Annotated in this window: 24 protein-coding genes and 1 pseudogene; 23 read left to right on the top strand and 2 right to left on the bottom strand. The window is 45.5% G+C overall.

Going from position 1 to position 25,646, the window contains the following annotated elements; genetic code table 11:
- Window positions 1–785: 785 nt before the first annotated feature.
- The 11 genes from rpmH to KH172YL63_RS21485 all read left to right on the top strand — a co-directional run bounded on the left by rpmH (window position 786) and on the right by KH172YL63_RS21485 (window position 11,291).
- Complete coding sequence (gene rpmH, locus KH172YL63_RS21535) at window positions 786–920, top strand: 50S ribosomal protein L34 (RefSeq protein WP_034764748.1); 135 nt, start codon at window positions 786–788, stop codon at window positions 918–920.
- A 166-nt stretch (window positions 921–1,086) separates the two neighbouring features.
- A complete protein-coding gene (rnpA, locus tag KH172YL63_RS21530) occupies window positions 1,087–1,461 on the top strand; it encodes a ribonuclease P protein component (RefSeq protein WP_173107997.1) in 375 nt (124 codons plus the stop codon).
- 156 nt (window positions 1,462–1,617) lie between these two features.
- Window positions 1,618–2,406 carry a YidC family membrane integrase SpoIIIJ gene (spoIIIJ, locus tag KH172YL63_RS21525; protein ID WP_173107996.1) on the top strand — a complete coding sequence of 263 codons (789 nt, stop codon included), beginning with the start codon at window positions 1,618–1,620 and terminating at the stop codon, window positions 2,404–2,406.
- Complete coding sequence (jag, locus tag KH172YL63_RS21520) at window positions 2,403–3,020, top strand: RNA-binding cell elongation regulator Jag/EloR (protein WP_173107995.1); 618 nt, start codon at window positions 2,403–2,405, stop codon at window positions 3,018–3,020. The genes spoIIIJ and jag overlap by 4 nt, the downstream gene beginning before the upstream one ends.
- Before the next feature lie 625 nt (window positions 3,021–3,645).
- A complete protein-coding gene (gene mnmE, locus KH172YL63_RS21515; RefSeq protein WP_173107994.1) occupies window positions 3,646–5,031 on the top strand; it encodes a tRNA uridine-5-carboxymethylaminomethyl(34) synthesis GTPase MnmE in 1,386 nt (461 codons plus the stop codon).
- A gap of 50 nt (window positions 5,032–5,081) precedes the next feature.
- A complete protein-coding gene (gene mnmG / locus KH172YL63_RS21510) occupies window positions 5,082–6,974 on the top strand; it encodes a tRNA uridine-5-carboxymethylaminomethyl(34) synthesis enzyme MnmG (RefSeq protein ID WP_173107993.1) in 1,893 nt (630 codons plus the stop codon).
- A gap of 21 nt (window positions 6,975–6,995) precedes the next feature.
- On the top strand, window positions 6,996–7,712 hold the full coding sequence (rsmG, locus tag KH172YL63_RS21505) for a 16S rRNA (guanine(527)-N(7))-methyltransferase RsmG (protein WP_173107992.1): 717 nt from the start codon (window positions 6,996–6,998) through the stop codon (window positions 7,710–7,712).
- A gap of 107 nt (window positions 7,713–7,819) precedes the next feature.
- Window positions 7,820–8,689, top strand: a complete 870-nt coding sequence (gene noc / locus KH172YL63_RS21500) for a nucleoid occlusion protein (RefSeq protein ID WP_173107991.1) — start codon at window positions 7,820–7,822, stop codon at window positions 8,687–8,689.
- A gap of 188 nt (window positions 8,690–8,877) precedes the next feature.
- A complete protein-coding gene (locus KH172YL63_RS21495) occupies window positions 8,878–9,639 on the top strand; it encodes a ParA family protein (protein WP_173107990.1) in 762 nt (253 codons plus the stop codon).
- Window positions 9,632–10,471, top strand: coding sequence for a ParB/RepB/Spo0J family partition protein (locus tag KH172YL63_RS21490; RefSeq protein ID WP_173107989.1), 840 nt, complete (start codon window positions 9,632–9,634; stop codon window positions 10,469–10,471). The genes KH172YL63_RS21495 and KH172YL63_RS21490 overlap by 8 nt, the downstream gene beginning before the upstream one ends.
- A 106-nt stretch (window positions 10,472–10,577) precedes the next feature.
- Entirely contained in the window at window positions 10,578–11,291 is a 714-nt protein-coding gene (locus tag KH172YL63_RS21485) for a DUF554 domain-containing protein (RefSeq protein ID WP_173107988.1), read from the top strand.
- Between the two features lie 44 nt (window positions 11,292–11,335).
- Here the strand turns inward: KH172YL63_RS21485 and yyaC are convergent, their stop codons facing one another.
- A complete protein-coding gene (gene yyaC, locus KH172YL63_RS21480; protein ID WP_173107987.1) occupies window positions 11,336–11,956 on the bottom strand; it encodes a spore protease YyaC in 621 nt (206 codons plus the stop codon).
- A 226-nt stretch (window positions 11,957–12,182) separates the two neighbouring features.
- Here yyaC and KH172YL63_RS21475 point away from each other — a divergent pair, with 226 nt between their 5' ends.
- The 12 genes and pseudogenes from KH172YL63_RS21475 (at window position 12,183) to dnaB (ending at window position 23,769) form a co-directional block, all read left to right on the top strand.
- Complete coding sequence (locus tag KH172YL63_RS21475; protein WP_173107986.1) at window positions 12,183–13,142, top strand: mechanosensitive ion channel family protein; 960 nt, start codon at window positions 12,183–12,185, stop codon at window positions 13,140–13,142.
- A gap of 13 nt (window positions 13,143–13,155) precedes the next feature.
- The gene (locus tag KH172YL63_RS21470) at window positions 13,156–13,356 is read left to right on the top strand and encodes a DUF951 domain-containing protein (RefSeq protein WP_232066079.1); all 201 of its coding nucleotides are present in this window, start codon (window positions 13,156–13,158) and stop codon (window positions 13,354–13,356) included.
- Between the two features lie 261 nt (window positions 13,357–13,617).
- On the top strand, window positions 13,618–14,718 hold the full coding sequence (gene ychF, locus KH172YL63_RS21465) for a redox-regulated ATPase YchF (protein WP_173107984.1): 1,101 nt from the start codon (window positions 13,618–13,620) through the stop codon (window positions 14,716–14,718).
- Between the two features lie 257 nt (window positions 14,719–14,975).
- Window positions 14,976–15,263, top strand: a complete 288-nt coding sequence (rpsF, locus tag KH172YL63_RS21460) for a 30S ribosomal protein S6 (RefSeq protein ID WP_173107983.1) — start codon at window positions 14,976–14,978, stop codon at window positions 15,261–15,263.
- Window positions 15,264–15,342: 79 nt separating this feature from the next.
- Window positions 15,343–15,855, top strand: coding sequence for a single-stranded DNA-binding protein (gene ssb / locus KH172YL63_RS21455; protein WP_173107982.1), 513 nt, complete (start codon window positions 15,343–15,345; stop codon window positions 15,853–15,855).
- Between the two features lie 42 nt (window positions 15,856–15,897).
- Entirely contained in the window at window positions 15,898–16,134 is a 237-nt protein-coding gene (rpsR, locus tag KH172YL63_RS21450) for a 30S ribosomal protein S18 (protein WP_034764780.1), read from the top strand.
- 173 nt (window positions 16,135–16,307) lie between these two features.
- Window positions 16,308–17,411, top strand: a pseudogene (locus KH172YL63_RS21905) (HAMP domain-containing protein); the annotation flags it as partial.
- Window positions 17,406–18,356 carry a methyl-accepting chemotaxis protein gene (locus KH172YL63_RS21900; RefSeq protein ID WP_442858794.1) on the top strand — a complete coding sequence of 317 codons (951 nt, stop codon included), beginning with the start codon at window positions 17,406–17,408 and terminating at the stop codon, window positions 18,354–18,356. The pseudogene KH172YL63_RS21905 and the gene KH172YL63_RS21900, both read left to right, overlap by 6 nt.
- 520 nt (window positions 18,357–18,876) lie before the next feature.
- Window positions 18,877–19,800, top strand: a complete 924-nt coding sequence (locus KH172YL63_RS21440; RefSeq protein ID WP_173107980.1) for a YybS family protein — start codon at window positions 18,877–18,879, stop codon at window positions 19,798–19,800.
- Window positions 19,801–19,826: 26 nt separating this feature from the next.
- Window positions 19,827–21,800, top strand: coding sequence for a DHH family phosphoesterase (locus KH172YL63_RS21435; RefSeq protein ID WP_173107979.1), 1,974 nt, complete (start codon window positions 19,827–19,829; stop codon window positions 21,798–21,800).
- Complete coding sequence (gene rplI, locus KH172YL63_RS21430; protein WP_173107978.1) at window positions 21,797–22,243, top strand: 50S ribosomal protein L9; 447 nt, start codon at window positions 21,797–21,799, stop codon at window positions 22,241–22,243. Before KH172YL63_RS21435 ends, rplI begins: the two co-directional genes overlap by 4 nt.
- 173 nt (window positions 22,244–22,416) lie before the next feature.
- Entirely contained in the window at window positions 22,417–23,769 is a 1,353-nt protein-coding gene (dnaB, locus tag KH172YL63_RS21425) for a replicative DNA helicase (RefSeq protein ID WP_173107977.1), read from the top strand.
- A gap of 40 nt (window positions 23,770–23,809) precedes the next feature.
- On the opposite strand, the gene KH172YL63_RS21420 is transcribed toward dnaB, so the two are convergent.
- Entirely contained in the window at window positions 23,810–25,534 is a 1,725-nt protein-coding gene (locus KH172YL63_RS21420) for an ABC transporter ATP-binding protein (RefSeq protein ID WP_173107976.1), read from the bottom strand.
- Window positions 25,535–25,646 lie beyond the last annotated feature (112 nt).

Genomic DNA, 25,646 nt, shown 5'->3' with positions numbered 1-25,646 from the left:
AATGTGGAAAATATATATAATAAGGAAAGTAAATGGTTTTTCGACAATATCCACCACTTGTGGACAACGTTCTCCAAACCCTCTTAATAAGTTACCCACATGATATCCACATTTTGTGGATAACCCTTAGGTGTGGATAGAGTTATTAAGAGTGAAAACACAATAATCATATCAAAATATCCTAAGGGGTGCAATGCTTTTTAAATTTTATCCACAACCCCTGCAACCTGTGGAACGGTTTTGTCCACAAGCTATGAACTTGTGAAAAAGTTGTCAATATGTGTTGTGGATAATATAAAATAGTGTCGAATACTATCCACAGTCATGGTGGATGGAGAGATTGAAGAGGGTTTGTAGAGGGAGATTGAAGTTTTATTTGAGCGGTTGTTTTGTTTGAAAATGATGTTCTCCAACGCTGTCACTTGAAAAATAATGATAGGAAGAACGGTCATAGTCATCAGTGAAGAAACAGAGCCATTGAAGTGATACTATGAGAAATACATTGAAATGATGGTTAAGCTTTGTTTGTGAAATGCTTTTCCTGGCAGTTGATTGCAGCGGAAGTGCGGGAATTGATGGAAAGGTCAACATGAAGACCAAGGAGGATCACCTGCAGCCCCGGGGAAATCAACCACACCTTGCTTGTTACACAGCCAAAATGTTTACAAAGACACCTTAAAAAAAAGAAAAATAATATGAGTGTTGACTTTTTATGGGTACCGTCTTTATAATAGTGAGGAATGTCTTTAACTTTTATAAAGATATCCTTCAGGGAGGTGTCATAGATGAAAAGAACGTTTCAACCAAATAATCGTAAAAGAAAAAAGAATCACGGTTTCCGTGCACGTATGAGCTCTAAAAACGGACGTAATGTTTTAGCTCGTCGTCGTAGCAAAGGAAGAAAAGTATTATCTGCCTAGACCACTGAACTGACTCAGTGGTCTTTTTTTTCCTTCATCACGGGGATGAAATGACAATTTGGCTCGTTCAACATGTTTTTAATAGGATCAGACGTATCATTTCATATGAATGAGCCAATAATGTCGGTTGTTACTTCAAGACAAAAAAGAAAAATAGGTGTGGTACATGAGGAAAGATCAACGGGTTAAAAAGAATGAAGAGTTTCAGGAGATATTCAAAAAAGGGACGTCTTTTGCAAATCGGCAGTTTGTTCTCTATCTATTAAAGAAGGATGAACCCCAGCCGTTCCGGATCGGGATCTCGGTCAGCAAGAAAATTGGGAACGCCGTGTGCCGAAATCAAATCAAACGTTATGTCAGACAGGCTTTCTTAGAATTGAAGGAAGATGTACGTGATCAGTACGATTATCTTATTATCGCCAGAAAACCGGCGGCCGAAATGAATTTCCATGAGGTAAAGGGAAGCCTTACCCATGTATTGAAGCGGGGAAAAGTGTTGAAAAGATCTTCTTATGGCAAATATGATAAGAAGAAGTCATAACATTTTAACAGAATGACGGGTTTCATCATCACAATCCCCGGAAAAGATGATACAATACGATAGATTGTACTTTTTAAGTACGGGATACACTGGCTTTTTTCTGAAAAGATGAAAAGAGACTTTATGTGAAACATATTAGTTGGGAGGAAAATAAGGGTGAAAAAGAGAATGATAGCCCTGGTGGGAATCATTGGGCTAATGGCTATTCTATCAGGATGTACAGAATACAATCAGCCGATTACATCTGATAGCAGTGGAATATGGAATGAATATATTGTCTATCCTTTATCACAATTAATTACAATGGTTGCTGAATTCATGAGCGGATCTTATGGGTTGGCGATCGTGATCGTTACCTTGCTTATCCGTACGGCAATTCTGCCATTGATGATTAAGCAAACGAAGAATTCAAAAGCCATGCAGGCATTACAACCGGAAATGAAAAAACTGCGTGAAAAATATAGCTCTAAAGATGCACAAACACAGCAAAAGCTTCAACAAGAAACAATGGCTTTATTCCAAAGTCACGGGGTAAATCCGTTAGCGGGTTGTTTCCCATTGATCGTTCAAATGCCAATTCTGATCGGATTCTACCATGCGATCGTCAGAACAGAGGAAATCAAGGCTCATAACTTCCTATGGTTCGATCTCGGTAATCCGGATCCGTTCTATATCTTACCTTTAGTAGCAGGTTTAACAACGTTCATCCAACAAAAATTAATGATGGCGGGTACAGCGAACCAAAATCCGCAAATGGCCATGATGCTTTATATCATGCCAGTCATGATCATCATTTTTGCGATCAACTTCCCTGCAGCTCTATCCCTTTACTGGGTAGTCGGAAATCTATTCATGATTGCTCAAACATACTTCATCAAAGGGCCTGAGATCAAAGAAGCGCAAGCGGCAAAAGCTGGTGGGAATTCAGGAGGAAAGAAAAAGTGAGAGAAGTAGAAGCAACTGGTCAAACGGTGGAAGAAGCCATTGAATCAGCCTTGTCTCAACTGAAGATCACCAAAGAAGAAGCAGAGATTAACATCATTGATCAAGGTAAAAAAGGATTCTTAGGATTATTCGGTGCAAAGCCGGCGGTCGTTTCTGTAAAGAAAGCGATCGATCCTGTGAACGAAGCAAAAGAATTCCTTTTATCTGTTGCACGTGAAATGGGTGTGGAAGCTTCCATCGAGGTTACAAGAGATGGAAGAGAAGTAGAATTCAATATTTCAGGTGAAAAAATGGCGCTCTTGATCGGCAAAAGGGGTCAAACGTTGAATGCCCTTCAGCATTTGGCCCAGCTGATCGCCAATAAGGTGTCCGGTCAGTTCATCACCATCCTGTTGGATGCTGAAAATTACCGGGAAAGACGGAAGCAAACATTAACAACGCTTGCCGAACGCCTGGCGGAAAAAGCAGCCCGCACCAATCGTCCGGTTTCCCTGGAACCGATGCCGTCCTACGAACGAAAAGTGATCCACTCGGCATTGGTCGGCTCGAAAATGGTCGAAACCCATTCAGAAGGCAAAGAACCGAATCGATATATTGTCATTGCACCAAAATAATGAAAAACGATTCCTTTTGTGGGAATCGTTTTTTTATTTGGTTATTTTGCGATGATGTAACCTTCTTTTTGTGCCGGTTGGAGAGGGAATTGTACCCGTTTTGTTGAGAGGATGCCGCGTACGGCTAAGAAAGGCGTTTATTTTTACTATCAGGGACCTTAGGTAAGTGACGGATTCACGTTGATTGCGTTATATAGGACGATTATTGCGTCTATTCTTGATTTTTTGCGTCATTCTCAACCGTTTATGCGTCATTATTTTTATATTTGCGTCGTTTTTTCGATTTATGCGTCTTTTGACAATATTATCCATAGACAGCCCAATCTCCAAAATGGTTCCTCTACTCAACGAAATTCAGCATCCAAATAAATGCCGCTCCCCGCTCTCTATCAAACCACTCCCATCACTCCTTATTTTCAACCCGCTTTATTGTTATTCACATGTGGATAAGTTAAAATAGTGATGATGGAGTGTTATCGGTGTGGATAACATGATGAGGTGACGGATGAGCGTTTTCCTTTCTTTAGTATTGAAGGGGATTGTGATATTCTAATAATTTGGGGAAACTTTGCTTTCAACAATACAATTCATATAAATAGACCATGATATAAGAGAGGTGAATAGCATGGAATTTGATACAATAGCGGCAATTTCCACTCCGATGGGTGAAGGGGCGATTGCGATCGTCCGTCTGAGCGGTGATGAAGCATTCGAAATCGGTGATAAGGTCTTTAAGGGAATGAAGGGCAGCCGGATGACGGATTTTGCTTCCCATACGATTCATTATGGACATATCATCGATCCTGATACCGAACAAGTGGTGGAAGAGGTTATGGTGTCAGTGATGCGTGGACCGAAGACGTTCACCCGGGAAGATGTAGTGGAAATCAACTGTCACGGTGGCCTGGTGTCCGTTAATAAAGTGCTTCAGCTCGTGTTGAAAAACGGGGCGCGTCTTGCAGAGCCAGGTGAATTCACAAAACGGGCATTCCTGAATGGACGGATAGACCTTTCACAGGCGGAAGCCGTAATGGATCTGATCCGTGCAAAAACGGACCGGGCCATGAGTGTCGCCCTGAATCAAATGGAAGGGCGCCTTTCCAATTTGATCCGGAAGCTGCGTCAGGAAATCCTTGAAACACTTGCCCATGTCGAAGTAAACATCGATTATCCCGAGTATGACGACGTGGAAGAGATGACCCACAACGTCCTGTTGGAAAAATCGAAGCGGGTACGGGATGAGATCGACCGGCTGGTGCGGACATCGGAACAGGGGAAGATTTTACGGGAAGGTTTATCCACCGTGATCATCGGCCGACCGAATGTCGGAAAGTCGTCCCTGTTGAACAGCCTTGTTCATGAAAACAAAGCGATCGTGACCGATATCCCAGGTACGACCCGTGATGTGATCGAAGAATACGTGAACGTGCGCGGCGTACCGTTACGCCTTGTTGACACCGCAGGGATCCGTGAAACAGAAGATATTGTGGAACGAATCGGGGTCGAACGCTCAAGGCAGGTGCTGAAAGAAGCGGACTTGATCCTGCTCGTGCTGAACTATGCCGATGAACTGACACACGAAGATGAGCAATTATTTGAAGCGGTAAAAGGGATGGACGTCATTGTCATCGTGAACAAGACTGACCTGCCGCAAAAAATCGATATAGATAAAGTAAGAAAACTTGCTGAACGTCATCAGCTTGTCACAACGGCGCTGATCGAGGAGCAGGGAATCGATGAACTTGAAGAAGCGATTTCTTCTCTATTCTTCGCAGGTTCCATCGAATCAGGGGATATGACCTATGTTTCCAACAGCCGTCATATCGCTTTACTCAACCAGGCATCACGTGCGATCAACGAAGCGATCGACAGCGTGGAAATGGGAACGCCGATCGATATCGCGCAGATCGATCTGACTCGTACATGGGAGCTGCTCGGTGAAATCATCGGCGACAGCGTCCATGAAAGTCTGATTGATCAGCTGTTCTCTCAATTCTGTCTGGGGAAATAAATACTAATATGAGTTGGACGACACGTCCTACAAGGAGGAAAAAACAAACCATGCAATATGACGCAGGGCAATTTGATGTCATTGTCATTGGTGCTGGCCATGCAGGTGTTGAAGCGGGACTTGCTTCGGCACGAATGGGAGCAAAAACGTTAATGGTGACCATTAACTTAGATATGGTAGCTTTTATGCCATGTAATCCATCAGTCGGAGGACCGGCAAAAGGGATCGTCGTAAGGGAAATTGACGCCCTTGGTGGAGAAATGGGGCGTAATATAGATAAAACGCATATTCAAATGCGGATGTTGAATACAGGGAAAGGACCGGCTGTACGTGCATTGCGTGCACAGGCGGATAAATTCACATATCAACATGAAATGAAGCGTACGATCGAAAATGAACCGAACATGACCTTGCTTCAAGGGATGGTCGAGGAATTGATCGTTGAGGATGATGAAGTCAAAGGTGTCGTCACCATGACAGGAGCTGCATACCGTGCGAAAACAGTCGTCATTACGACAGGTACGTTCCTCCGTGGAGAAATCATCCTTGGAGACCTGAAATATTCCAGTGGTCCGAATAACCAACAACCGTCGATCAGACTGTCTGATCATCTGCACGAACTTGGCTTTGATACGGTCCGTTTCAAAACAGGGACACCGCCGCGGGTGAATAGTTCGACGATCGATTATTCGAAAACGGAAATCCAGCCGGGTGATGATATCCCACGGGCATTCAGTTATGAAACGACCAAATATATCACTGACCAGCTTCCATGCTGGTTGACGTATACGAATGAACACACCCATCAATTGATTGATGATAACCTGCATCGTTCACCGATGTATTCAGGCATGATCAAAGGAACAGGACCGCGCTATTGTCCTTCAATCGAGGATAAGGTCGTCCGCTTCCATGACAAACCACGTCACCAGATTTTCCTTGAGCCTGAAGGAAGAAACACTCAGGAAGTATATGTACAAGGTTTATCAACAAGTCTGCCTGAAGATGTACAGCAAAAGATCCTTCAAACGATTCCGGGTCTTGAAGAAGTACAAATGATGCGTGCCGGTTACGCCATCGAGTATGATTCCATCGTACCGACACAGCTGTGGCCGACCCTGGAAACGAAAAAAATCAAGAACCTCTATACAGCAGGACAAATCAACGGGACTTCCGGTTATGAAGAAGCAGCAGGCCAAGGGTTGATGGCAGGAATCAACGCAGCATGCCGTGCACTTGGGAAGGAAGAAGTCATCTTAAGCAGGTCTGATGCTTACATCGGGGTGCTGATCGATGACCTAGTGACCAAAGGGACGAACGAACCTTACCGCCTTCTGACGTCACGTGCCGAATACCGTCTGCTCCTCCGCCACGACAATGCGGATCTTCGCCTGACGGATATCGGTCACAGAATCGGATTGATTTCTGATGAGCGTTACGGCCGATTCACGGCGAAAAAAGAAGCGATCGAAGCCGAGAAGAAGCGTCTTGAAAGCATCCGCATCAAGCCGACTGAAGAAACACAGGCGGTCATCCGTGAAGCCGGCGGAAGTGAGCTCAAAGACGGCATCCTCGCTGCCGATCTACTAAAGAGACCTGAAATGAATTACAGCCATATCAAATCACTCGTTCCAAGTGAAACAGAACTTGATGCCGACGTGGAGGAACAGGTTGAAATTCAGGTGAAATACGAAGGTTATATTGAAAAATCCCTTCAACAGGTCGATAAAATGAAGAAGATGGAAAATAAAAGAATCCCTGAAAATATTGATTACAATGCGATCAGTGGCATTGCATCTGAAGCAAGGCAGAAATTAATCGAGGTTCAGCCTCTTTCTCTTGCACAGGCCTCCCGGATTTCAGGAGTGAATCCTGCAGACATCTCTATTTTACTTGTCTATATCGAGCAAGGGAAAATTGCAAAAGTATCAGGTGATCAATAGAGGTAAAGGAAGGGTAATGTCATGAATGTAAATCAATTTCAATCCATGCTTGAGGAGAAGGGGATCTCCCTTTCTTCCAAGCAATTAGATCAGTTTGAGCGCTATTACGAATTGTTGGTTGAATGGAATGAAAAAATGAACCTGACGGCCATCACCGATAAGGAAGATGTGTATTTAAAGCATTTTTACGATTCGGTCAGTGCGGCTTTCTATGTTGATTTCACACAAGTTCAATCTCTATGTGATGTGGGCGCAGGGGCAGGATTTCCGAGCATCCCTTTGAAAATCTGTTTCCCTCACCTGCATATCTCCATCGTTGATTCCCTGAACAAGCGCATCTCATTTTTAAACCATTTATCAGATGAGCTGGGACTGGATAACACGAACTTCTATCATGACCGTGCAGAAACGTTCGGAAAAAATAAAGCGCACCGGGAAAGTTATGATATGGTCACTGCCAGGGCGGTTGCCAGAATGTCCGTTCTGAGTGAATTATGTCTGCCGCTTGTGAAAAAGGGCGGTTGGTTCGTAGCCATGAAGGCCTCCAATGTGAACGAAGAGCTTACAAACGCAAAGAAAGCGATCGGCACGCTTGGCGGACAGACCGAGAAGATCTATTCATTCGTGCTTCCTGAAGAGGAAAGTGAACGGAACATAGTCAAGATCAACAAAGTGAAAGAAACACCTAACAAGTATCCCAGAAAACCTGGGACACCGAATAAATTACCATTAGAATAGCAACAGGCTCCTGCCTTTTCGGATATCAAAATCCGGCCTGAAGGCAGGAACTTGCCGTATTGAAGAGAATATGACTATAGGGAGTTTCTTAAAGGTGGTGTAGGAAGATGAAGCATCCTTTCTCTCGTTTTTTTGGCCTAGGTGAAAAGGAGCAAGATGTTGAATCTGAAGAGTCAAACGTAAATGTAGTGGAAGAAGATCGAGATGAAGTGAGAAAGATTCCAATCTCACAGATCGTCCCAAATCGATTTCAGCCGAGAACTGTGTTTAATGATGAAAAGATAGAAGAGTTATCACGGACCATTCATACACATGGTATTATCCAACCGATCGTGGTAAGACAATACGATGATGAACAGTTTGAAATCATTGCAGGAGAGCGTCGTTATAGAGCGATCCAAAAGCTTGGCTGGGAAACCATCCCGGCGATTGTAAAAAACCTCAACGATACAGAAACCGCTTCTGTCGCATTGATTGAGAACTTACAGAGAGAAGAGCTTTCTCCTATAGAAGAAGCAATCGCATATGGAAAACTGTTGGAATTACATGATTTAACTCAAGAAGCCCTTGCTCAGCGCTTAGGTAAAGGACAATCGACTGTGGCGAACAAGCTTCGTCTCCTAAAGCTTCCAGAAGAGATCCAATCAGCCCTATTAGATAAACTGATCACGGAACGACACGCGAGGGCATTGATTCCTCTGAAGAATGGGGAAAAGCAGATCCAGCTCCTTCAAGAAATCATTGAAAAAAGCTTAAACGTCAAACAAACCGAAGACCGGGTCGTGAAAATGCAAGAAGGCACGACTCAAAAGCCGAAGCCTAAACGAAAAGCATTCAGCAAGGATATGAGAATTGCGGTAAATACAATTCGTCAATCCCTGACCATGGTCTCAGACAGCGGCATCAATCTGGACGCTGAAGAAGAGGAACATGATGAATTCTATCAATTTACCATCCGTATCCCGAAAAAAAAATAGAATGCCAGACTTAAAGTGAGAAACATCTTAGCGTGGTTTCTCACTTTTTGTATGTTTGAATATGATCATTACAAATTTATCCTTTTAGAAAAATTGACAGACAATAATCCCGGAATTTTGATAGAATAGAAGAATACTGTGTGAAAAATGAGAGTCAATTATAGGAAGTCAGAAGGCAGGTGACAACCTTGGGCAGAATCGTAGCCGTAACAAACCAAAAAGGCGGCGTGGGGAAGACCACGACATCCGTAAATTTGGGGGCTTGTTTAGCTTATATAGGGAAAAAGGTTTTACTGGTGGATATCGATCCTCAAGGAAACGCGACGAGTGGTGTCGGTGTTGAAAAAGGCGATGTGCAGCAGTGCATTTATGATGTATTGGTGGATGATGTAGACGTAAAGGAAACGATCAAGCAGTCGAAAGTGGAAAATCTGTCGATCGTTCCTGCGACGATCTCACTTGCGGGAGCAGAAATTGAACTCGTCCCGACAATTTCCCGGGAAGTGCGTCTGAAAAAAGCGCTGGAGAAAGTAAAGGATGAATATGACTATGTCATCATTGACTGTCCTCCTTCGTTAGGGCTTTTGACGATCAATGCGCTGACCGCTTCGGATGCGGTCGTCATTCCGGTTCAGTGTGAATATTACGCACTTGAAGGATTAAGTCAGCTGCTCAGCACCGTCCGATTGGTCCAGAAGCACTTGAATCATGATTTGATGATCGATGGAGTGCTGTTGACGATGCTTGATGCCAGAACGAATCTCGGCATCCAGGTCATTGAAGAGGTTAAAAAGTATTTCCAAGATAAAGTGTATCGCACAATTATTCCTCGTAACGTTCGTTTAAGTGAAGCACCCAGTCATGGTGAACCGATCATCATCTATGATGCGAAGTCCAGGGGAGCGGAAGTTTATTTAGAACTGGCAAAGGAAGTGGTGGCGAATGGCTAAAGGATTAGGAAAGGGCATCAACGCCCTGTTTAACAATATCCAGACGACTGAAACCGAAGAATCCGTTCAAGAGGTGAGCCTGAAGGAAATCCGGCCGAATCCATATCAGCCCCGGAAAATCTTCACGCCACAAGCGATAGAGGAATTGAAGGAATCGATCCTGGAGCATGGGATCCTTCAGCCGATCATCGTCCGCAAAACGATCAAAGGATACGAAATCGTTGTAGGGGAACGGCGCTACCGTGCAGCCAAAGCGGCTAAATTAGACACCGTCCCTGTTGTGGTCCGTGAATTGAATGAGCAGCAGATGATGGAGCTTGCTGTTTTGGAGAATCTTCAGAGGGAAGACCTTACCCCGATTGAAGAAGGCGCAGCTTATCAAATGCTGATGGACAAGCTGAAGCTCACCCAGGAGGAGCTGGCGAAGCGGTTAGGCAAGAGTCGACCTCATATCGCCAACCATATCCGCCTCCTTTCCCTTCCTGCACCCGTCCAGGAACTCATCTCGGAAGGGAAGCTGACGATGGGGCATGGACGTGCATTACTCGGACTGAAAAATAAAAAGACTCTCTCCCAGGTCGTGAACCGGATCCTGAAAGAGTCGCTGAACGTTCGCCAATTAGAAAAGATCATCCAGGAACTGAATGAGAATGTTCCACGTGAAACAAAACCGAAAGAGCGTAAGGATGTATTCATTCAGGAACAAGAATCGCTTCTTCGCGAACGCTTCGGTACAACGGTCACAATCAAGCAGTCAAAGAAAAAAGGTAAAATAGAGTTGGAGTTTTTCTCAAAAGAAGATTTGGACCGGATCCTCGAGTTGCTTCAATGAGAAAAAGGACTGATTGAGAAAGGGTGACCTTTCAAAGTCAGTCCTCTTCCTTTTTTGAAGGCGAAAGAGACGGCAGACTACATACAAGAAAGAGAAGGAGATCGTCATGGTACTTTTTGGAACGCTCGTAAATGGCGTATGCATCATCATAGGAACCCTGCTCGGGAAGTTTCTTCATCGCATTCCTGAGGATATGAAGGGGACCGTCATGAAGGCGATCGGTTTGGCGGTGATCGTCCTTGGTTTGCAAATGGGGTTCAAAAGTGAGAACTTCCTCATTGTCATCATCAGCCTCGCTCTCGGTGCCGCATGGGGTGAGTGGATGAATCTTGAAGACAAGCTGAACGCATTGGGTGCATGGCTTGAAAAGAAAATCGGAAGCAAGAAAGAAACGTCGATTTCACAAGGGTTTGTGACTGCGACACTCATATTCGTAATCGGCGCCATGGCCGTCATCGGCGCACTTGACAGCGGGATTCGGGGAGATCACGATGTCCTCCTCACCAAATCGATCATTGACGGTTTCACCTCATTGATCCTGACGACGACATTAGGCATCGGCGTCATGTTCTCTGCCATTCCTGTCGTCCTTTATCAAGGCTTCATCGCCTTATTCGCCACTCAGATCCATCAATGGGTACCGGAAGCGCTGATGGATGCCTATATCGTTGAAATGACCTCAACTGGCGGAATCATGATCTTTGCGATCGGGCTCAATCTCCTCGGCGTGACGAAAATCAGGGTAGCCAACCTGCTTCCGGGCATCATCGTAGTGGGTTTTGTGGTCGGGATCATGCATGCCTATCAGTTGATGATATAGAGGGAACCTAAAAAGGGAGATGACATGTGCGTCATCTCCCTTCGTTATTGCTGCAGTTCTTCCCGCCATTTCTCGATGCTCACGGCATTTCGGTGCTCGACCGAATCTCCTGCCAGCACGATGGCTTCCGCGATGGTCTTTGCCATTTTCATTACAAGATTCAAGCGGGTGTTCTGCAGAACAAAGAATTCCATAAACCCGCTGACGTTCACAATCCCTGTCAGATGGATCTCACCGACTTCAGGCAGCTCTTTATTCACACCTGCCCCGGGCTTCAACGGCCCTTCGCTCAACTGGATGGCCCCGACGCTCTTTAGCCTGCCGAGACACGCATCCACACCTATGATAAAAGGGTTGATATGTTTCTCCGCTATATGACCAAGCTTCTCCTCCAGATTGACGGCATGAATCGGATCGTCAAGCGTCCCGTATACGTGGAAAGGTTTTATGCTCTGTTCTTCCAGCAGGCTCCCAACCAGCGGTCCCAATGAATCTCCCGTCGAGCGGTCGGTACCGATGCATACAAACACTATGGGTCTTGTACGATAATAAGTCGGAAGCATCGACGACAATTGAAAGGAAAGATCCTGTGCCGCACGCTCTTCCTGATAAAGAATTCTATATGGTTCAGGTCTCCGTTCGAATAGTCCTTTTTTCAGATTCATTGCTTCCACTCCTTTTGAAGGCTGATCTGGAAAGACCGAGCCGTCTCCGCTTTTCTTATTATTCAGTATACGGACGCTTTCTATTTTTCATACATAATAAGGACGGTTTTTTCATAAAATAAAAATTTTCTAGAAAAGCCCTCAATATGAGGTTAAATCTACACAAGGAGAGGGAAAGTTGATAAAATAAGAAATACTTATTGAATGATAAGTGGAGGTTTAATAAATGAGTGCGAATACTACGAAAGATACGAAAGATCAAGTAGATGATACGATTGATATTGCGAATGACACGATTGCAAAAGCAAAAGAGAAACTGATAGATAATCAAATGTGGTTTGAGCTTGGGATGGGTGCCGTGAAGATCATTGCGATCATAGCCATCACCTACATTGCCCTCCGGGTCGGGAAATCCGCGATCCGGAACGTATTCAAGGTCCGGTCACGTTCCCCTCTCAAGTTCACTGAACGGCGGGAAGCGACACTTTCCAAATTGCTTGAGAACGTGTTGACCTATGTGATTTATTTCATCAGTTTAATGACTATACTATCCACTCTGGATATTGATGTGAAAGGATTGATCGCCGGAGCCGGGATCGTCGGTCTTGCGGTTGGTTTCGGTGCACAGAATCTTGTGCGTGACATCATCACCGGATTCTTCATCATATTCGAGGATCAATTCTCAGTAGGCGATTACGTAAGAATCGGGTCAGCTGAGGGAACAGTCGAAGAAATCGGCCTGCGTACGACAAAGATCAAAAGTTGGACAGGGGAGCTGCATATCTTCCCGAATGGCAATATTACCGAAGTGACAAACTTCTCTGTACACAACAGCATCGCTGTCGTTGATGTCAGCATTGCCTACGAAGAGAATATTGAAGAAGCGGAGAAAGTCATGCAGGAGCTCCTCCTTTCTTTACCGCAAAAGTATGAAGATCTCATCAATCCGCCTGAGCTCCTTGGCGTCCAGACCCTTGGCGCATCAGATGTTGTGGTCCGCATCATAGCGGAAACGGTCCCGATGAGGCACTGGTATATTGCAAGGCAGCTGCGTAAAGAGGTCAAACTATGCCTGGATGCACATGGTATTGAAATTCCATTCCCTCGCATGGTGATGTATTCACGGAAGGATGAAGAAGAAATTCAGCCCCGTGAAGAAAAGCAAAGAAGACTTGATAGCGAATGAGGAGGAAAGCGTAGTGGAGCCAAAGACCTTTACATTGAATGATATTGTAGAAATGAAAAAGCCCCATCCATGTGGTACAAACCGCTGGAAAGTAATCCGTATGGGAATGGACATCCGCATCAAATGCGTCGGATGCGGTCACAGCGTCATGATCCCCCGAAAAGACTTTGCCAAGAAAATGAAAAAAGTCATCAGCAGCGGTGAACAAGAGTAAGTACTCTTTTTTTACCCATAATTCTTTCGTCCTAATCCCGCTGATGCTTCATTTATCGGGATAAAGAGCATCCAATCATGTTCCTATGATTGGGTGCTTTTTTTGAGGCAGGATCGCAGATTTCCTCTTCACGGGCGACAGAACCTCCACTTGTCTTTTCCCTCCATTATCTCTATAATTGTGAAAGGTTCGACCGTTTACGCATTTTTTCGATCTAATGGAATTTTAAATAGATAAGAATATAGATGAGGAGTGACAAGAATGGCTTTAACAGCTGGTATTGTTGGATTACCTAACGTAGGAAAGTCCACTCTATTTAACGCAATTACAAAAGCAGGTGCAGAATCTGCCAACTATCCTTTCTGTACAATCGATCCGAACGTAGGAATCGTAGAGGTTCCAGATCACCGTTTAGATAAATTAACAGAACTTGTTGAACCTAAGAAGACGGTTCCGACTGCATTCGAATTCACGGATATCGCCGGAATTGTGAAAGGTGCGAGTAAAGGTGAAGGATTGGGGAATAAATTCCTGTCCCACATCCGTCAAGTAGATGCGATCTGTCAGGTTGTACGCTGCTTCGCTGATGATAATATTACCCACGTAGCGGGTAAAGTCGATCCGATCGAAGACATCGAAGTCATCAACCTGGAATTGATCCTTGCTGACCTTGAAACAGTTGACAAACGTATCCTGAAAGTACAAAAAATGGCTAAGCAAAAAGACAAAGAAGCCGTATTTGAGTACGAAATCCTGGTGAAAATCAAAGAAGCGCTTGAAGCTGAACAGCCTGCCCGTACGGTTGAGTTCTCCGATGAGCAGATGAAGCTTGTGAAACAACTTCACCTTCTGACGTCTAAGCCTGTATTATACGTGGCAAACGTCAGTGAAGATGAAATCGCAGATCCTTCTGACAACGAATACGTACAGAAAGTGCGCGAATTTGCGAAAGAAGATAACGCAGAAGTCATCGTTGTCTGTGCCAAAATCGAATCTGAAATCGCTGAGCTTGATGACGAAGAAAAAGCGATGTTCCTTCAAGAACTCGGCATCGAAGAATCAGGTCTTGATCAATTAATCAGAGCGACGTATTCCCTGTTGGGCCTTGCCACTTACTTTACGGCAGGGGTACAAGAAGTACGGGCGTGGACGTTCCGTGAAGGGATGAAAGCCCCTCAATGTGCCGGCGTCATCCACACCGACTTTGAAAGAGGATTCATCCGTGCCGAAACCGTATCCTACGATGACCTCATCGCAGCAGGAACAATGGGCGCAGCCCGCGAAGCCGGAAAAGTACGTCTCGAAGGTAAAGAATACCTCGTCAAAGACGGAGACATCATTCACTTCCGTTTTAACGTGTAATAATATGTGGTTTTCTGGACGAGGAAGATTACTCCCTCACCATCCAGCACTACCCCTTCGACAGAGCCGGGCAGACAATTTATACTAAAGAAACAATCCTTTAAAAAGACTAGAACCCCGCTTCTAGTCTTTTTTTTACGTCATATTGCAATAATAGATATCTTATGCTATAATTTTATTTCGTGAGTAATGAACGCATTGCTCCTTGTTCTTTCGTACAGAAAGGACCGTATAGACCACGAGGAGGTGACATTCAGATGAGAAAGTATGAAGTTATGTACATTGTCCGCCCAAACCTTGACGATGAGTCAAAGAAAGCAGTAGTTGAGCGTTTCGATAACGTTTTAACGACTAACGGTGCGGAGATCATCGAGTCAAAAGATTGGGGTAAACGTCGTTTAGCGTATGAAATCAACGATTTCCGTGATGGTTTCTATCAACTAGTTAAGATGAACGCTACTTCTGATGCAGTAAACGAATTCGATCGTTTAGCTAAAATCAGCGATGATATTATCCGTCATATCGTTGTTAAAGAAGAAGAATAATCCGAACGTTTTTTAAGATATACACTTCTATCATCTGTTTCAATAGAGACAGTACACTAGAAGGAAGGGGTTGATTCTGATGATGAACCGTGTTGTATTAGTAGGGCGTTTAACCAAAGACCCTGAATTAAAATATACTCCAAGCGGAGTGGCTGTTGCTTCGTTTACACTGGCAGTGAATCGTAGTTTTACGAATCAGTCAGGCGAACGGGAAGCAGATTTTATCAATTGTGTTGTATGGCGTCGCCCTGCAGAGAATGTAGCAAACTTTCTTAAAAAAGGCAGCTTAGCTGGCGTTGACGGTCGCATTCAAACACGTAATTTCGAAGGACAGGATGGACGTCGTGTGTTTATGACGGAAGTTGTAGCAGAAAGCGTTCAGTTCTTAGAACCGCGTAGTGCGAATCAAGGCGATCGTGGAGGAAGTCCGGGCTATTCGGGCGGAGGTCAGCGTGACCAAAGCAATCCGTATAGTCAGAATCAGAATCAACAACGCAACAACAATAATAACAACTATACACGTGTAGATGAAGATCCATTTGCAAATGACGGTCAGCCGATCGACATTTCAGATGATGATCTGCCATTCTAAACGAACGATACCAAACTTAAACAAGATAGGAGGCGAAAACAAATGGCAGGAGGACGTAGAGGTGGACGTAGACGTCGTAAGGTGTGCTACTTCACAGCAAACGGAATTACACATATCGATTTCAAAGATGTAGATCTTCTTAAGAAATTCGTATCTGAGCGTGGAAAAATTCTTCCACGTCGTGTAACTGGAACTAACGCTAAGTACCAACGTAAGTTGACTCGTGCGATCAAACGCGCTCGTACAATGGCATTACTTCCATACGTTACTGGTGAATAAATCGATGTAAGCAGCAGGGATTCTTCCCTGCTGCTTTTTTTTATGCCTGAAATTCTTTTTTATTTATGTGAATTTTCAATGAAGTATAAATAATTGATGAATTATGTCGATGAATAAGTATATACATCGCTGTTGTTTTACTATAAGGGGGAGAAAAGGTGAAGAAAGGTAGAATGAAAAAAGAGGGGAAGAAAAATAAAGGGTTAATCCTTTCCTCGATCAGAATGAAGTTGATCGTCGTCATCTCGATTTTATTCATGCTGTCATTCGCGGTCATCATTGCCATCACAAGCTGGCAGACCAGGGTGAAAACAGAGGAGTCAGTCATCAGCCAGACGGAAGGGATCGTAGGGGAACTGAATAATTCGGTTCAACTTTTCCTCGGTCAATATGAAAAGAGTATCAACCAGTATTCCGTCTCTAACGCATTGAAGGAATTTGCAAGAGTCCAGCTTCAAGAAGGGGAAAACAATGCTGATAATACAGCCATCTATGCGAATCTGCAGGCGGATTTCGACAATTATTTAAGCCTGTATGAAGAAGCGACTTCTATCTATTTGGCGTCGCCGAATAAGAAGCTGAAGATTGTCCCTTCTGTCTCGTTGCCAAGTGATTTTGATCCGACAAGCAGGGACTGGTATAAAGCTGCAGAGGAAGCAAGGGCAGGGGTCGTATGGAGTGAGCCATACATAGATACAGCTACGGAAGAATACATTATCACTGCATCAAGAGCAATCGTTTCTGAAAATAAAGTGATCGGTGTCCTTGGTGTCGATATTAATCTGTCGCAGCTGACAGAACGTATCTCTGAAGTTGAGATCGGATATAGCGGCTATCCTTTCTTGATCGGCGTCGATGGAGCAGCAATCGTCCACCCGACGAAGCGTGGAGAGGATCTTTCGTCGCTTCCTTTCATCAGTAAAATGTTGAAGGCTGAAAAAGCAGCCGATACGATCCGTTATGAACTGGATGGGGATGAGAAGGTATTGGTGTATGATACGGTCCCGAAAACGAATTGGAAAGTGGGATCTGCCTACACGATGAATAACCTTATCAAATCTTCCAAGGAGATTGAACATTTACTCATGCTTACAGCTCTTATTACACTGGTCATCATGCTGGTGCTTGTTGTCATTGTGGCGAATATGATGACAAAACCGATCAAAGAGCTTCAAAAGACGGTCACCGATGTGTCATCGGGCGATTTATCGATTCAATCAACGATCAAAACGAAGGACGAGACAGGTTTGCTTGCAGCGGACTTCAACAAAATGATCACGAACATGAAAGATACGCTGAAAGTGGTTCAGGATTCGATTTACAATGTCCGGGAATCAGCCGAGGGGTTGAGTGCCGTTTCTGAGGAAACGAATGCATCCAGTGAAGAAATGGCGAGGGCGGTGCATGAAATCGCAACCGGCGCTTCACAGTCAGCTTCTGACTCCGACCGTGCCCATCATCAAACCGAGCAATTAGGCGCACGGATTGACGGCGTGTATGAAAAATCCAAAGAGATGTCTGCACTTGCCGGAAAAGCGGATGCCATGAACCAATCGGGATTGAATCAGGTGAAGGACTTGGAGCATGCGTATCATTCTTCAAGCGAATACATCTCTTCCATGGAAAAAGTCATCCTGAGCCTGGAAGCGAAGGTGAAGACGATCGAGTCTGTAATGGGAACGATCACGGAAATTTCGTCACAAACGAACCTGCTTGCCCTCAACGCGAGCATTGAAGCAGCAAGAGCCGGAGAGCACGGCAAAGGCTTCGCAGTCGTTGCCGAAGAAGTCCGCAAGCTTGCCGATCAATCGGTCAGAGCTACGGAAGAAGTAAAACGCACGATTGTGGAGATCCAGCAGGGCTCCAATCAGGCAGTGGAAGAAATGGTGAAAACGAAAGAAACATTCGATGTCCAGAACGATGTGATCCAAAAAACGAATCACGTCTTCGACCAGACTTCCCACCTGATGAAATCGATGCAAAGTGAGATCGACAATATGTACAAAGAAGTCGGCCTAATCAATCTTGAAAAAGACGAAGTCGTCAAAGTCATCCAGCTGATGGCAGCGACTGCTGAACAAACAGCCGCTTCCTGTCAGGAAATGAGTGCCTCAACTGAGGAACAAGTCAGAGCCGTCCAATCGGTCACAGAAGCAGCAGAACGCCTGACTGACTTGAGCCAAGAGCTTCAATCCTCCATCGAGCGTTTTAAAATTTCATAATCGTGTCTTATGCGTTCCCTCCATGGCCACCCTATATTTACGACGTATACTCCGTTTTACAGTGAGTGCATACTAAGTAGATGAGGAAGTGGTTGTGGAGGGGGCTTTTTTATTGGGAAGTGGATGTGCGTGTGAGCAGGTGGTTTTTTTAAGGTGATGGGTAATTACGCAATAAAGTGTGAAAGTCGCGCAATGAAGGTCGAAAGTGACGCGATTAATCGTGAAAGTCACGCAATAGAGGGCGGATTTCACGCAATAATGGGTCGAGGATACCAGGCAAGGCCTTCATTTTCATAAAATACCGCAGGAAAAGTAGAAACCATAGAGAAAAATGAGCAAAACCCTTTCAACAAAGACCGAATATTCCCCCGTCCCACTCAAAATCCCCCCAACGAAGACAAATCCCCTCTCCGCCCCCCTCAAAAAACATCTCCCTGATTCACTTAGATGAAATCTCTCACCAAAATTGATATGATATGGCTATTGTATGTTTTTGAATTTATCGTAAGGAGCGTTTTAATTGAAGAATCCCCGTGTGTTGACGGAAGGCGCGCTGATGCTTGCCATCTTTACTGTTTTGATGTTGTTGAGTTTATATGTACCGCTGATTGGATCGCTGGCGTTTTTTGTGCTGCCGCTTCCTTTGATGCTTTTCAGTTCTAAGTATTCGTTAGTGAATTCGTTCTATGTACTGCTTGGGTCCTTGGCACTTTCTTTTCTGTTTGGGGGATTGGTTGCACTCCCTGTCACCTTTATGGTGGCGACGACCGGTGTTGTCATAGGCTGGTGTGTGAAGGCAAAGGTAGATAAGATGAAGCTGTTTCTGGCTGCGAGTGTGACGCTCGTCCTGAATATTGTGATTGGTTTTGTTTTTTCTATTTTGTTCTTCGGTGTTAATATAGTAGAAGATAGCGTGACAGAGTCGAAGGCCGCTTATATCTCGATATTTGAAAAAATCGGACTGGTGCCTGAAAAGGAACTGGTGGAGAGCATGGATCAGGCCATCGAGATGTTCCGTACGCTGCTGCCGACGATGTTTGTAGGAATCGGTGTGGGGCTTGCCCTGGTGTTTATTTTGGTCAATTTCCCGATCATGAAGCGGTTGGGCAGGGAAGTGCCGGTGTTCAAGCCGTTCCGTGAATGGAAGCTTCCAAAGAGCATCCTTTGGTATTACTTGATCACTCTCGTACTGTCGATGGTGCTTCAGCCTGAGAAGGGGAGCTATATATATACGGCCCTTTTTAATGTATTGTCCGTGCTGCAAACATTGATGCTTGTTCAAGGATTTTCTTTCCTGTATTTCTTTGCCCATATGAAAGGCTGGTCAAAAGGAATTTTGGTATTAATTACAGTCATTTCAATTCCTCTTCTTTATCTCGTGCGAATTTTAGGTATAATTGACTTAGGATTTGATCTAAGACAACGGCTGCAACGTAAGTCATAGAAATTTAAGATCCAGGAGCTGAAATCATGCCATCTTATTTTAATAAGCGAATGATCCGCTACCCATTGTACGGTCTTGCTATATTAACAGCTCTTTTGTTAGTATCGGTTTCCTTTTACCAATGGATCATTTCGTTAATCGGGTTGATTGTCTTTGGCGGCGTGTACTATCTCGCGTTTTACTTTGAGAAACGGTCACACGAAGAAACAGAGGAATATATCTCCACGCTATCCTATCGCGTCAAGCGCGTCGGGGAAGAGGCGTTGATGGAGATGCCGATAGGGATCATGCTCATCAATGATGAGTATTACATAGAATGGACAAACCCTTTTCTGGCCTCTTGTTTCAATGAAGACACAGTCGTTGGAAGATCTCTGTACGACGTGGCAGAATCTCTCGTTCCATTGATCAAGCAGGAAGTCGATTCGGAAATTGTGACGATCAATGAGAGAAAGTATCATGTTGTATTGAAGCTCAAGGAAAAGTTACTCTATTTCTTTGATGTGACAGAACAGAAAGAAATAGAAAAGCAATATCATGATGAACGAACAAATATAGGGATCATCTTCCTGGATAACTACGATGAACTGACTCAGGGAATGGATGACCAAACACGGAGCAGCTTGAACAGCCTTGTGACGTCCATTTTGAATAAGTGGGCAAAAGAGTACGGCGTGTTCTTGAAGCGTGTCTCTTCTGAACGGTTCATTGCCGTCATCAATGAGAAGATTCTTCAGGTGCTTGAGAAGGAAAAGTTCGGGATCCTGGATGACGTTCGGGATACGACATCCAAGCAGAATGTTCCCCTTACGCTGAGCATCGGGGTCGGGACCGGGGTATCCTCCCTTCCTGAACTCGGGACGCTCGCCCAGTCGAGTCTTGACCTTGCGTTAGGTCGAGGCGGGGATCAGGTCGCCATCAAGCAGACCAATGGAAAGGTCAAGTTCTACGGCGGAAAGACTAATCCGATGGAAAAGCGCACCCGCGTGCGTGCGAGGGTCATCTCCCATGCCCTGAAGGAAATCATGATCGAGAGTGACAAAGTCATCATTATGGGCCATAAACATCCTGATATGGATGCGGTCGGTGCCGCCATCGGGATCCGGAAAGTGGCTCAGATGAACCAGCGTGAAGGATACGTCGTGTTGAATTTCAATGAAATCGACAACGGGGTGAAGCGCCTGATGAAGGAAATTAAGGCGAATTCAGATCTCCACACCCGGTTCATCACCCCGGAAGAAGCACTTGAGATGGCGACTGATGATACATTACTCGTCGTCGTCGATACGCATAAGCCTTCTCTGGTCATTGAAGAGAAGTTATTAAACAAAGTGGACAAAGTCGTTGTCATCGACCATCATCGCCGGGGAGAAGACTTTATCAAAAATCCCCTACTCGTGTATATGGAGCCGTACGCTTCTTCGACTGCGGAGCTTGTGACGGAACTGCTGGAGTATCAGCCGAAGCACGAGAAGATCACGATGCTTGAAGCGACGTCGCTCCTTGCAGGGATCATTGTCGACACGAAGAGCTTCACGCTCAGGACGGGTTCGCGGACATTTGATGCCGCATCCTATTTAAGGGCGCAAGGGGCGGATACCGTGCTCGTTCAGAAATTCCTGAAGGAAGATGTCGATACGTATATTAAGCGTTCCCGATTGATCGAATCGGTGGTATTTTTCCGTGAAGGAGTGGCAATCGCCAAAGCGGAGGAAGATGTCATTTATGATCCGGTCCTCATCGCCCAGGCGGCGGATACGTTATTGACGATGGATGAAGTGATTGCGTCCTTTGTCATTTCGAAGCGTGATCCTGAAACGGTCGGGATCAGTGCCCGCTCATTAGGTGACGTGAACGTTCAGATCATCATGGAAAACCTGAACGGCGGAGGTCATTTGACCAACGCGGCCACCCAGCTCCAGCAGATGTCTGTGCTGGAGGCGGAAGAACAGTTGAAAGATGCATTAAATGATTATTTTGAAGGGAGAAAAGAGATATGAAAGTCATTTTCTTGAAAGACGTAAAAGGTAAAGGCAAAAAAGGTGAAGTGAAGAACGTAGCGGACGGCTATGCTCATAACTTTTTATTGAAAAAAGGCCTGGCTGTAGAAGCAACAAATGCCAATATGGGTCAACTTGAAGGGCAGAAGAAGAAAGAAAAGCAAATCGCCCAGGAAGAGCTTGAGGAAGCGAAGAAGCTGAAAGCGACGTTGGAAGAACTGACGGTCGAGATGAAAGCGAAGTCTGGTGAAGGCGGCCGTTTATTCGGTTCCATCACAAGCAAGCAGATTGCCGATGAGATGAAAAAGGCTCATGACATTAAAATCGACAAGCGAAAGATTGAAATGAACGATGCAATCCGCACCCTCGGATACACAAATGTTCCTGTGAAACTGCACACAGATGTGTCTGCAACATTGAAGGTACACGTATCGGAAGAATAGTTTTCCACTCAATATACGAAATTTGGTAACATCATTTTGCGACAAAACATGTTAAAATGAATATAGCTTGATAGTAAAATGTGATCTGGATTCTTATCCTGATCACATTTTTTCGGTAGAACTAGAAATCATATTGATATAGATAGAAGAAAGCAAGGGAGGTTTATGCATAGATGAATGAAATGTTCCAGGACCGGGTTCCACCTCAGAATATTGAGGCCGAACAAGCGGTATTAGGTGCTATTTTCTTAGAGCCGAGCGCGTTGACGACTACGTCTGAAATCTTGATTCCAGAAGATTTCTATCGTCATTCTCATCAGAAGATCTATAACGTCATGTTGAATCTGGGAGACGGCGGAAAAGCCGTCGACTTAATTACGGTGACGGAGGAACTGGCGGCAGCGAAAGAGCTTGAAGATGTAGGCGGGGTCGCTTACCTCAGTGAGCTTGCTGCTTCTGTTCCGACCGCTGCCAATATCGAGTATTACGCCAAGATCGTCGAAGAGAAATCGTTGTTGCGGAGATTGATTCGTACCGCTACAGATATCGCTTCAGACGGGTACGCCCGTGAAGATGAAGTTGACAGCCTGCTCAGTGAAGCGGAAAAGAATATCATGGAAGTCGCCCAGCGGAAAAATGCAGGAGCCTTCCATAATATCAAGGACGTCTTGGTGAGGACGTATGATAATATTGAAACCTTGACCAACCGAAAAGGTGACGTCACCGGTATTTCCACCGGATTCGCAGACCTCGACCATATGACGGCCGGATTCCAGCGAAATGATCTGATCATCGTCGGAGCCCGTCCTTCCATGGGTAAGACAGCCTTCGCCCTGAACATCGCACAGAACGTAGCGGTCAAGGCGAAAGAGAATGTCGCGATCTTCTCCCTTGAGATGGGGGCAGAACAGCTCGTCATGCGTATGCTTTGTGCAGAAGGCAACATCAACGCCCAAAACCTCCGTACAGGGGATTTGACCGACGAGGACTGGAGAAAGCTGACCATGGCGATGGGAAGCTTGTCCAACGCCGGTATTTATATTGATGATACCCCGGGGATCAAGGTGGGGGAAATCCGTTCCAAATGCCGCCGCCTCGCTCAAGAGCACGGCCTTGGCATGATCCTCATTGACTACCTGCAGCTGATCCAGGGTAGCGGACGTTCAGGGGAGAACCGTCAGCAGGAAGTTTCTGAAATCTCCCGTTCTTTAAAAGGGCTTGCACGTGAACTGCAGGTTCCCGTCATCGCCTTATCACAGCTCTCCCGTGGCGTGGAGCAGCGTCAGGATAAGCGTCCGATGATGTCTGATATCCGTGAGTCGGGAAGTATCGAGCAGGATGCGGATATTGTCGCATTCTTATACCGTGAAGACTATTATGACAAAGAAGCGGAGAACAAGAACATCATCGAAATCATCATCGCCAAGCAGCGTAACGGCCCGGTCGGGAACGTGTCGCTTGCCTTCGTGAAGGAATACAATAAATTCGTGAATCTCGAGCGCCGCTTTGATGACGCTCCGGCATAATGAAAAATCCAAGCCCCTCAAGGGACTTGGATTTTTTTGCTTAGAGGATGGTGGCATGCTGATGGGCATGAAGCCTTGTAAAGATGCCGTCTTCATTTGCCAATAATTCTTCATGGGTCCCATCTTCTGCAATCCCGTTTTCCGTGACGACGAGGATCCGGTCGGCTTTTCGGATCGTCGCCAGCCTGTGGGCGATCACAAGGGTGGTCCTGTCCTTCGCCAGTTCATTCAACGCTTCCTGGATGATTGCTTCCGTTTCTGTATCGAGGGCGGAAGTGGCTTCATCAAGAATCAGAATCCGGGGATTCTTCAGGAACATCCGGGCGATCGACAAGCGCTGCTTTTGACCGCCAGACAGCTTCAGTCCCCTTTCCCCGATTTGGGTATCGTATCCGTCCGGAAGGGATGAAAGAAGATCGGTCAGGTGTGCACGCCTTGTCGCTTCCTCTATTTCTTCCTGTGTGGCATGAAGATTCCCGTACGCAATATTTTCACGGAGCGTGCCGGTGAAGAGGAACACATCCTGCTGAACGATTCCGATGTGTGAGCGCAGGGACTCCTTCGTCATGTCCCGGATATCGATCCCGTCGATGGTGATGGCGCCCCGTTCGATGTCGTAGAAGCGGGGAATCAATGAACAGATCGTCGTCTTCCCAGCGCCGGAAGGTCCGACAAAAGCGACGGTCTGCCCTGATTGAATCGTAAAGGACATATCGGTAAGGATCGGCCGGTCCGGCTCATAGCCGAACGTCACATTGTTAAAAGAAATATCCCCCTTGAATGTCGGGATATCGATGGCATCTGGCCGGTTTTTGATATCAGGCTCCATATCCATGAGCTCAGTGAAACGTTTGAAGCCTGCCATCCCCTTCGGATAAAGCTCAAGAAGGGCAGAGATTTTATCAATCGGCTTGAACAGGACATTGATATACAGGATGAATGCCACAAGCTCCCCGTAGGACAACGCACCTGAGAAACTCAGCCATGCCCCGTACACGAGGATGACCAGCGTCATCAGGCGTGTGGTGATATAAATGCCTGACAGGTTCACGCTCATCACATTATAGGCTTTCAGTTTGGTTGTGCGGAAGAACTGATTGTTTTCGTTGAAGCGCTCCATTTCATACGACTCATTTGTGAATGATTGAACGACACGGGCACCTGACACGCTGTCCTCGACCCGGCTGTTGACGTCGGCGATATTTCCGTACATCTTCGTCCAGGCTGCGTTCATCTTAATATTCGAGTATGAAATAAGCCAGATCAGGAACGGGACAATGATGATCGCAACCAGTGCAAGCTCCACATTGATGCTGAGCATGATCCAAAATGCCCCGACAAAGGTCATGACGGCAATGAACAGATCTTCCGGACCATGGTGGGCAAGCTCCCCGATATCCATCAAGTCATTTGTCACCCGGCTCATGATATGTCCGGTTTTCGTGTTATCAAAGAAGCGGAACGATTGCCTTTGCACATGATGGAACAGCTCCCGCCTCATATCGGTCTCGATATTGATCCCGAGCTTATGCCCCCAATAGTTCACAACGAACTGCATACTCGAGCTCAGTAAGTACAGCACGAGCAGTCCCGCTGAAACCGACAGGATCGTCGCCCAATTCCCTTCTGGCAGCAATGAATCAATGAACCAGGAAACGGCGATCGGAAAGCCGAGCTCCAACAATCCGACCAGCACGGCACAGGCAAAATCAAGGTAAAAAAGCCGCCGGTGGGGACGGTAATAGCTGAAAAAACGTTTGATCATTTGATGGTCACCTCGATATTCAATTGTATGTAAAATTCAAAATGCTTATTTTAGATTAGCAAAAGAATGAACATTGCGCCAGATAATCTATTAGGCAGGTCCTCCTGTCCAT

It is taken from the genome of Bacillus sp. KH172YL63 (assembly GCF_011398925.1).
Lineage (GTDB): Bacteria > Bacillota > Bacilli > Bacillales > Bacillaceae_B > Rossellomorea.
This window is presented reverse-complemented; position numbering and strand designations above follow the sequence as displayed.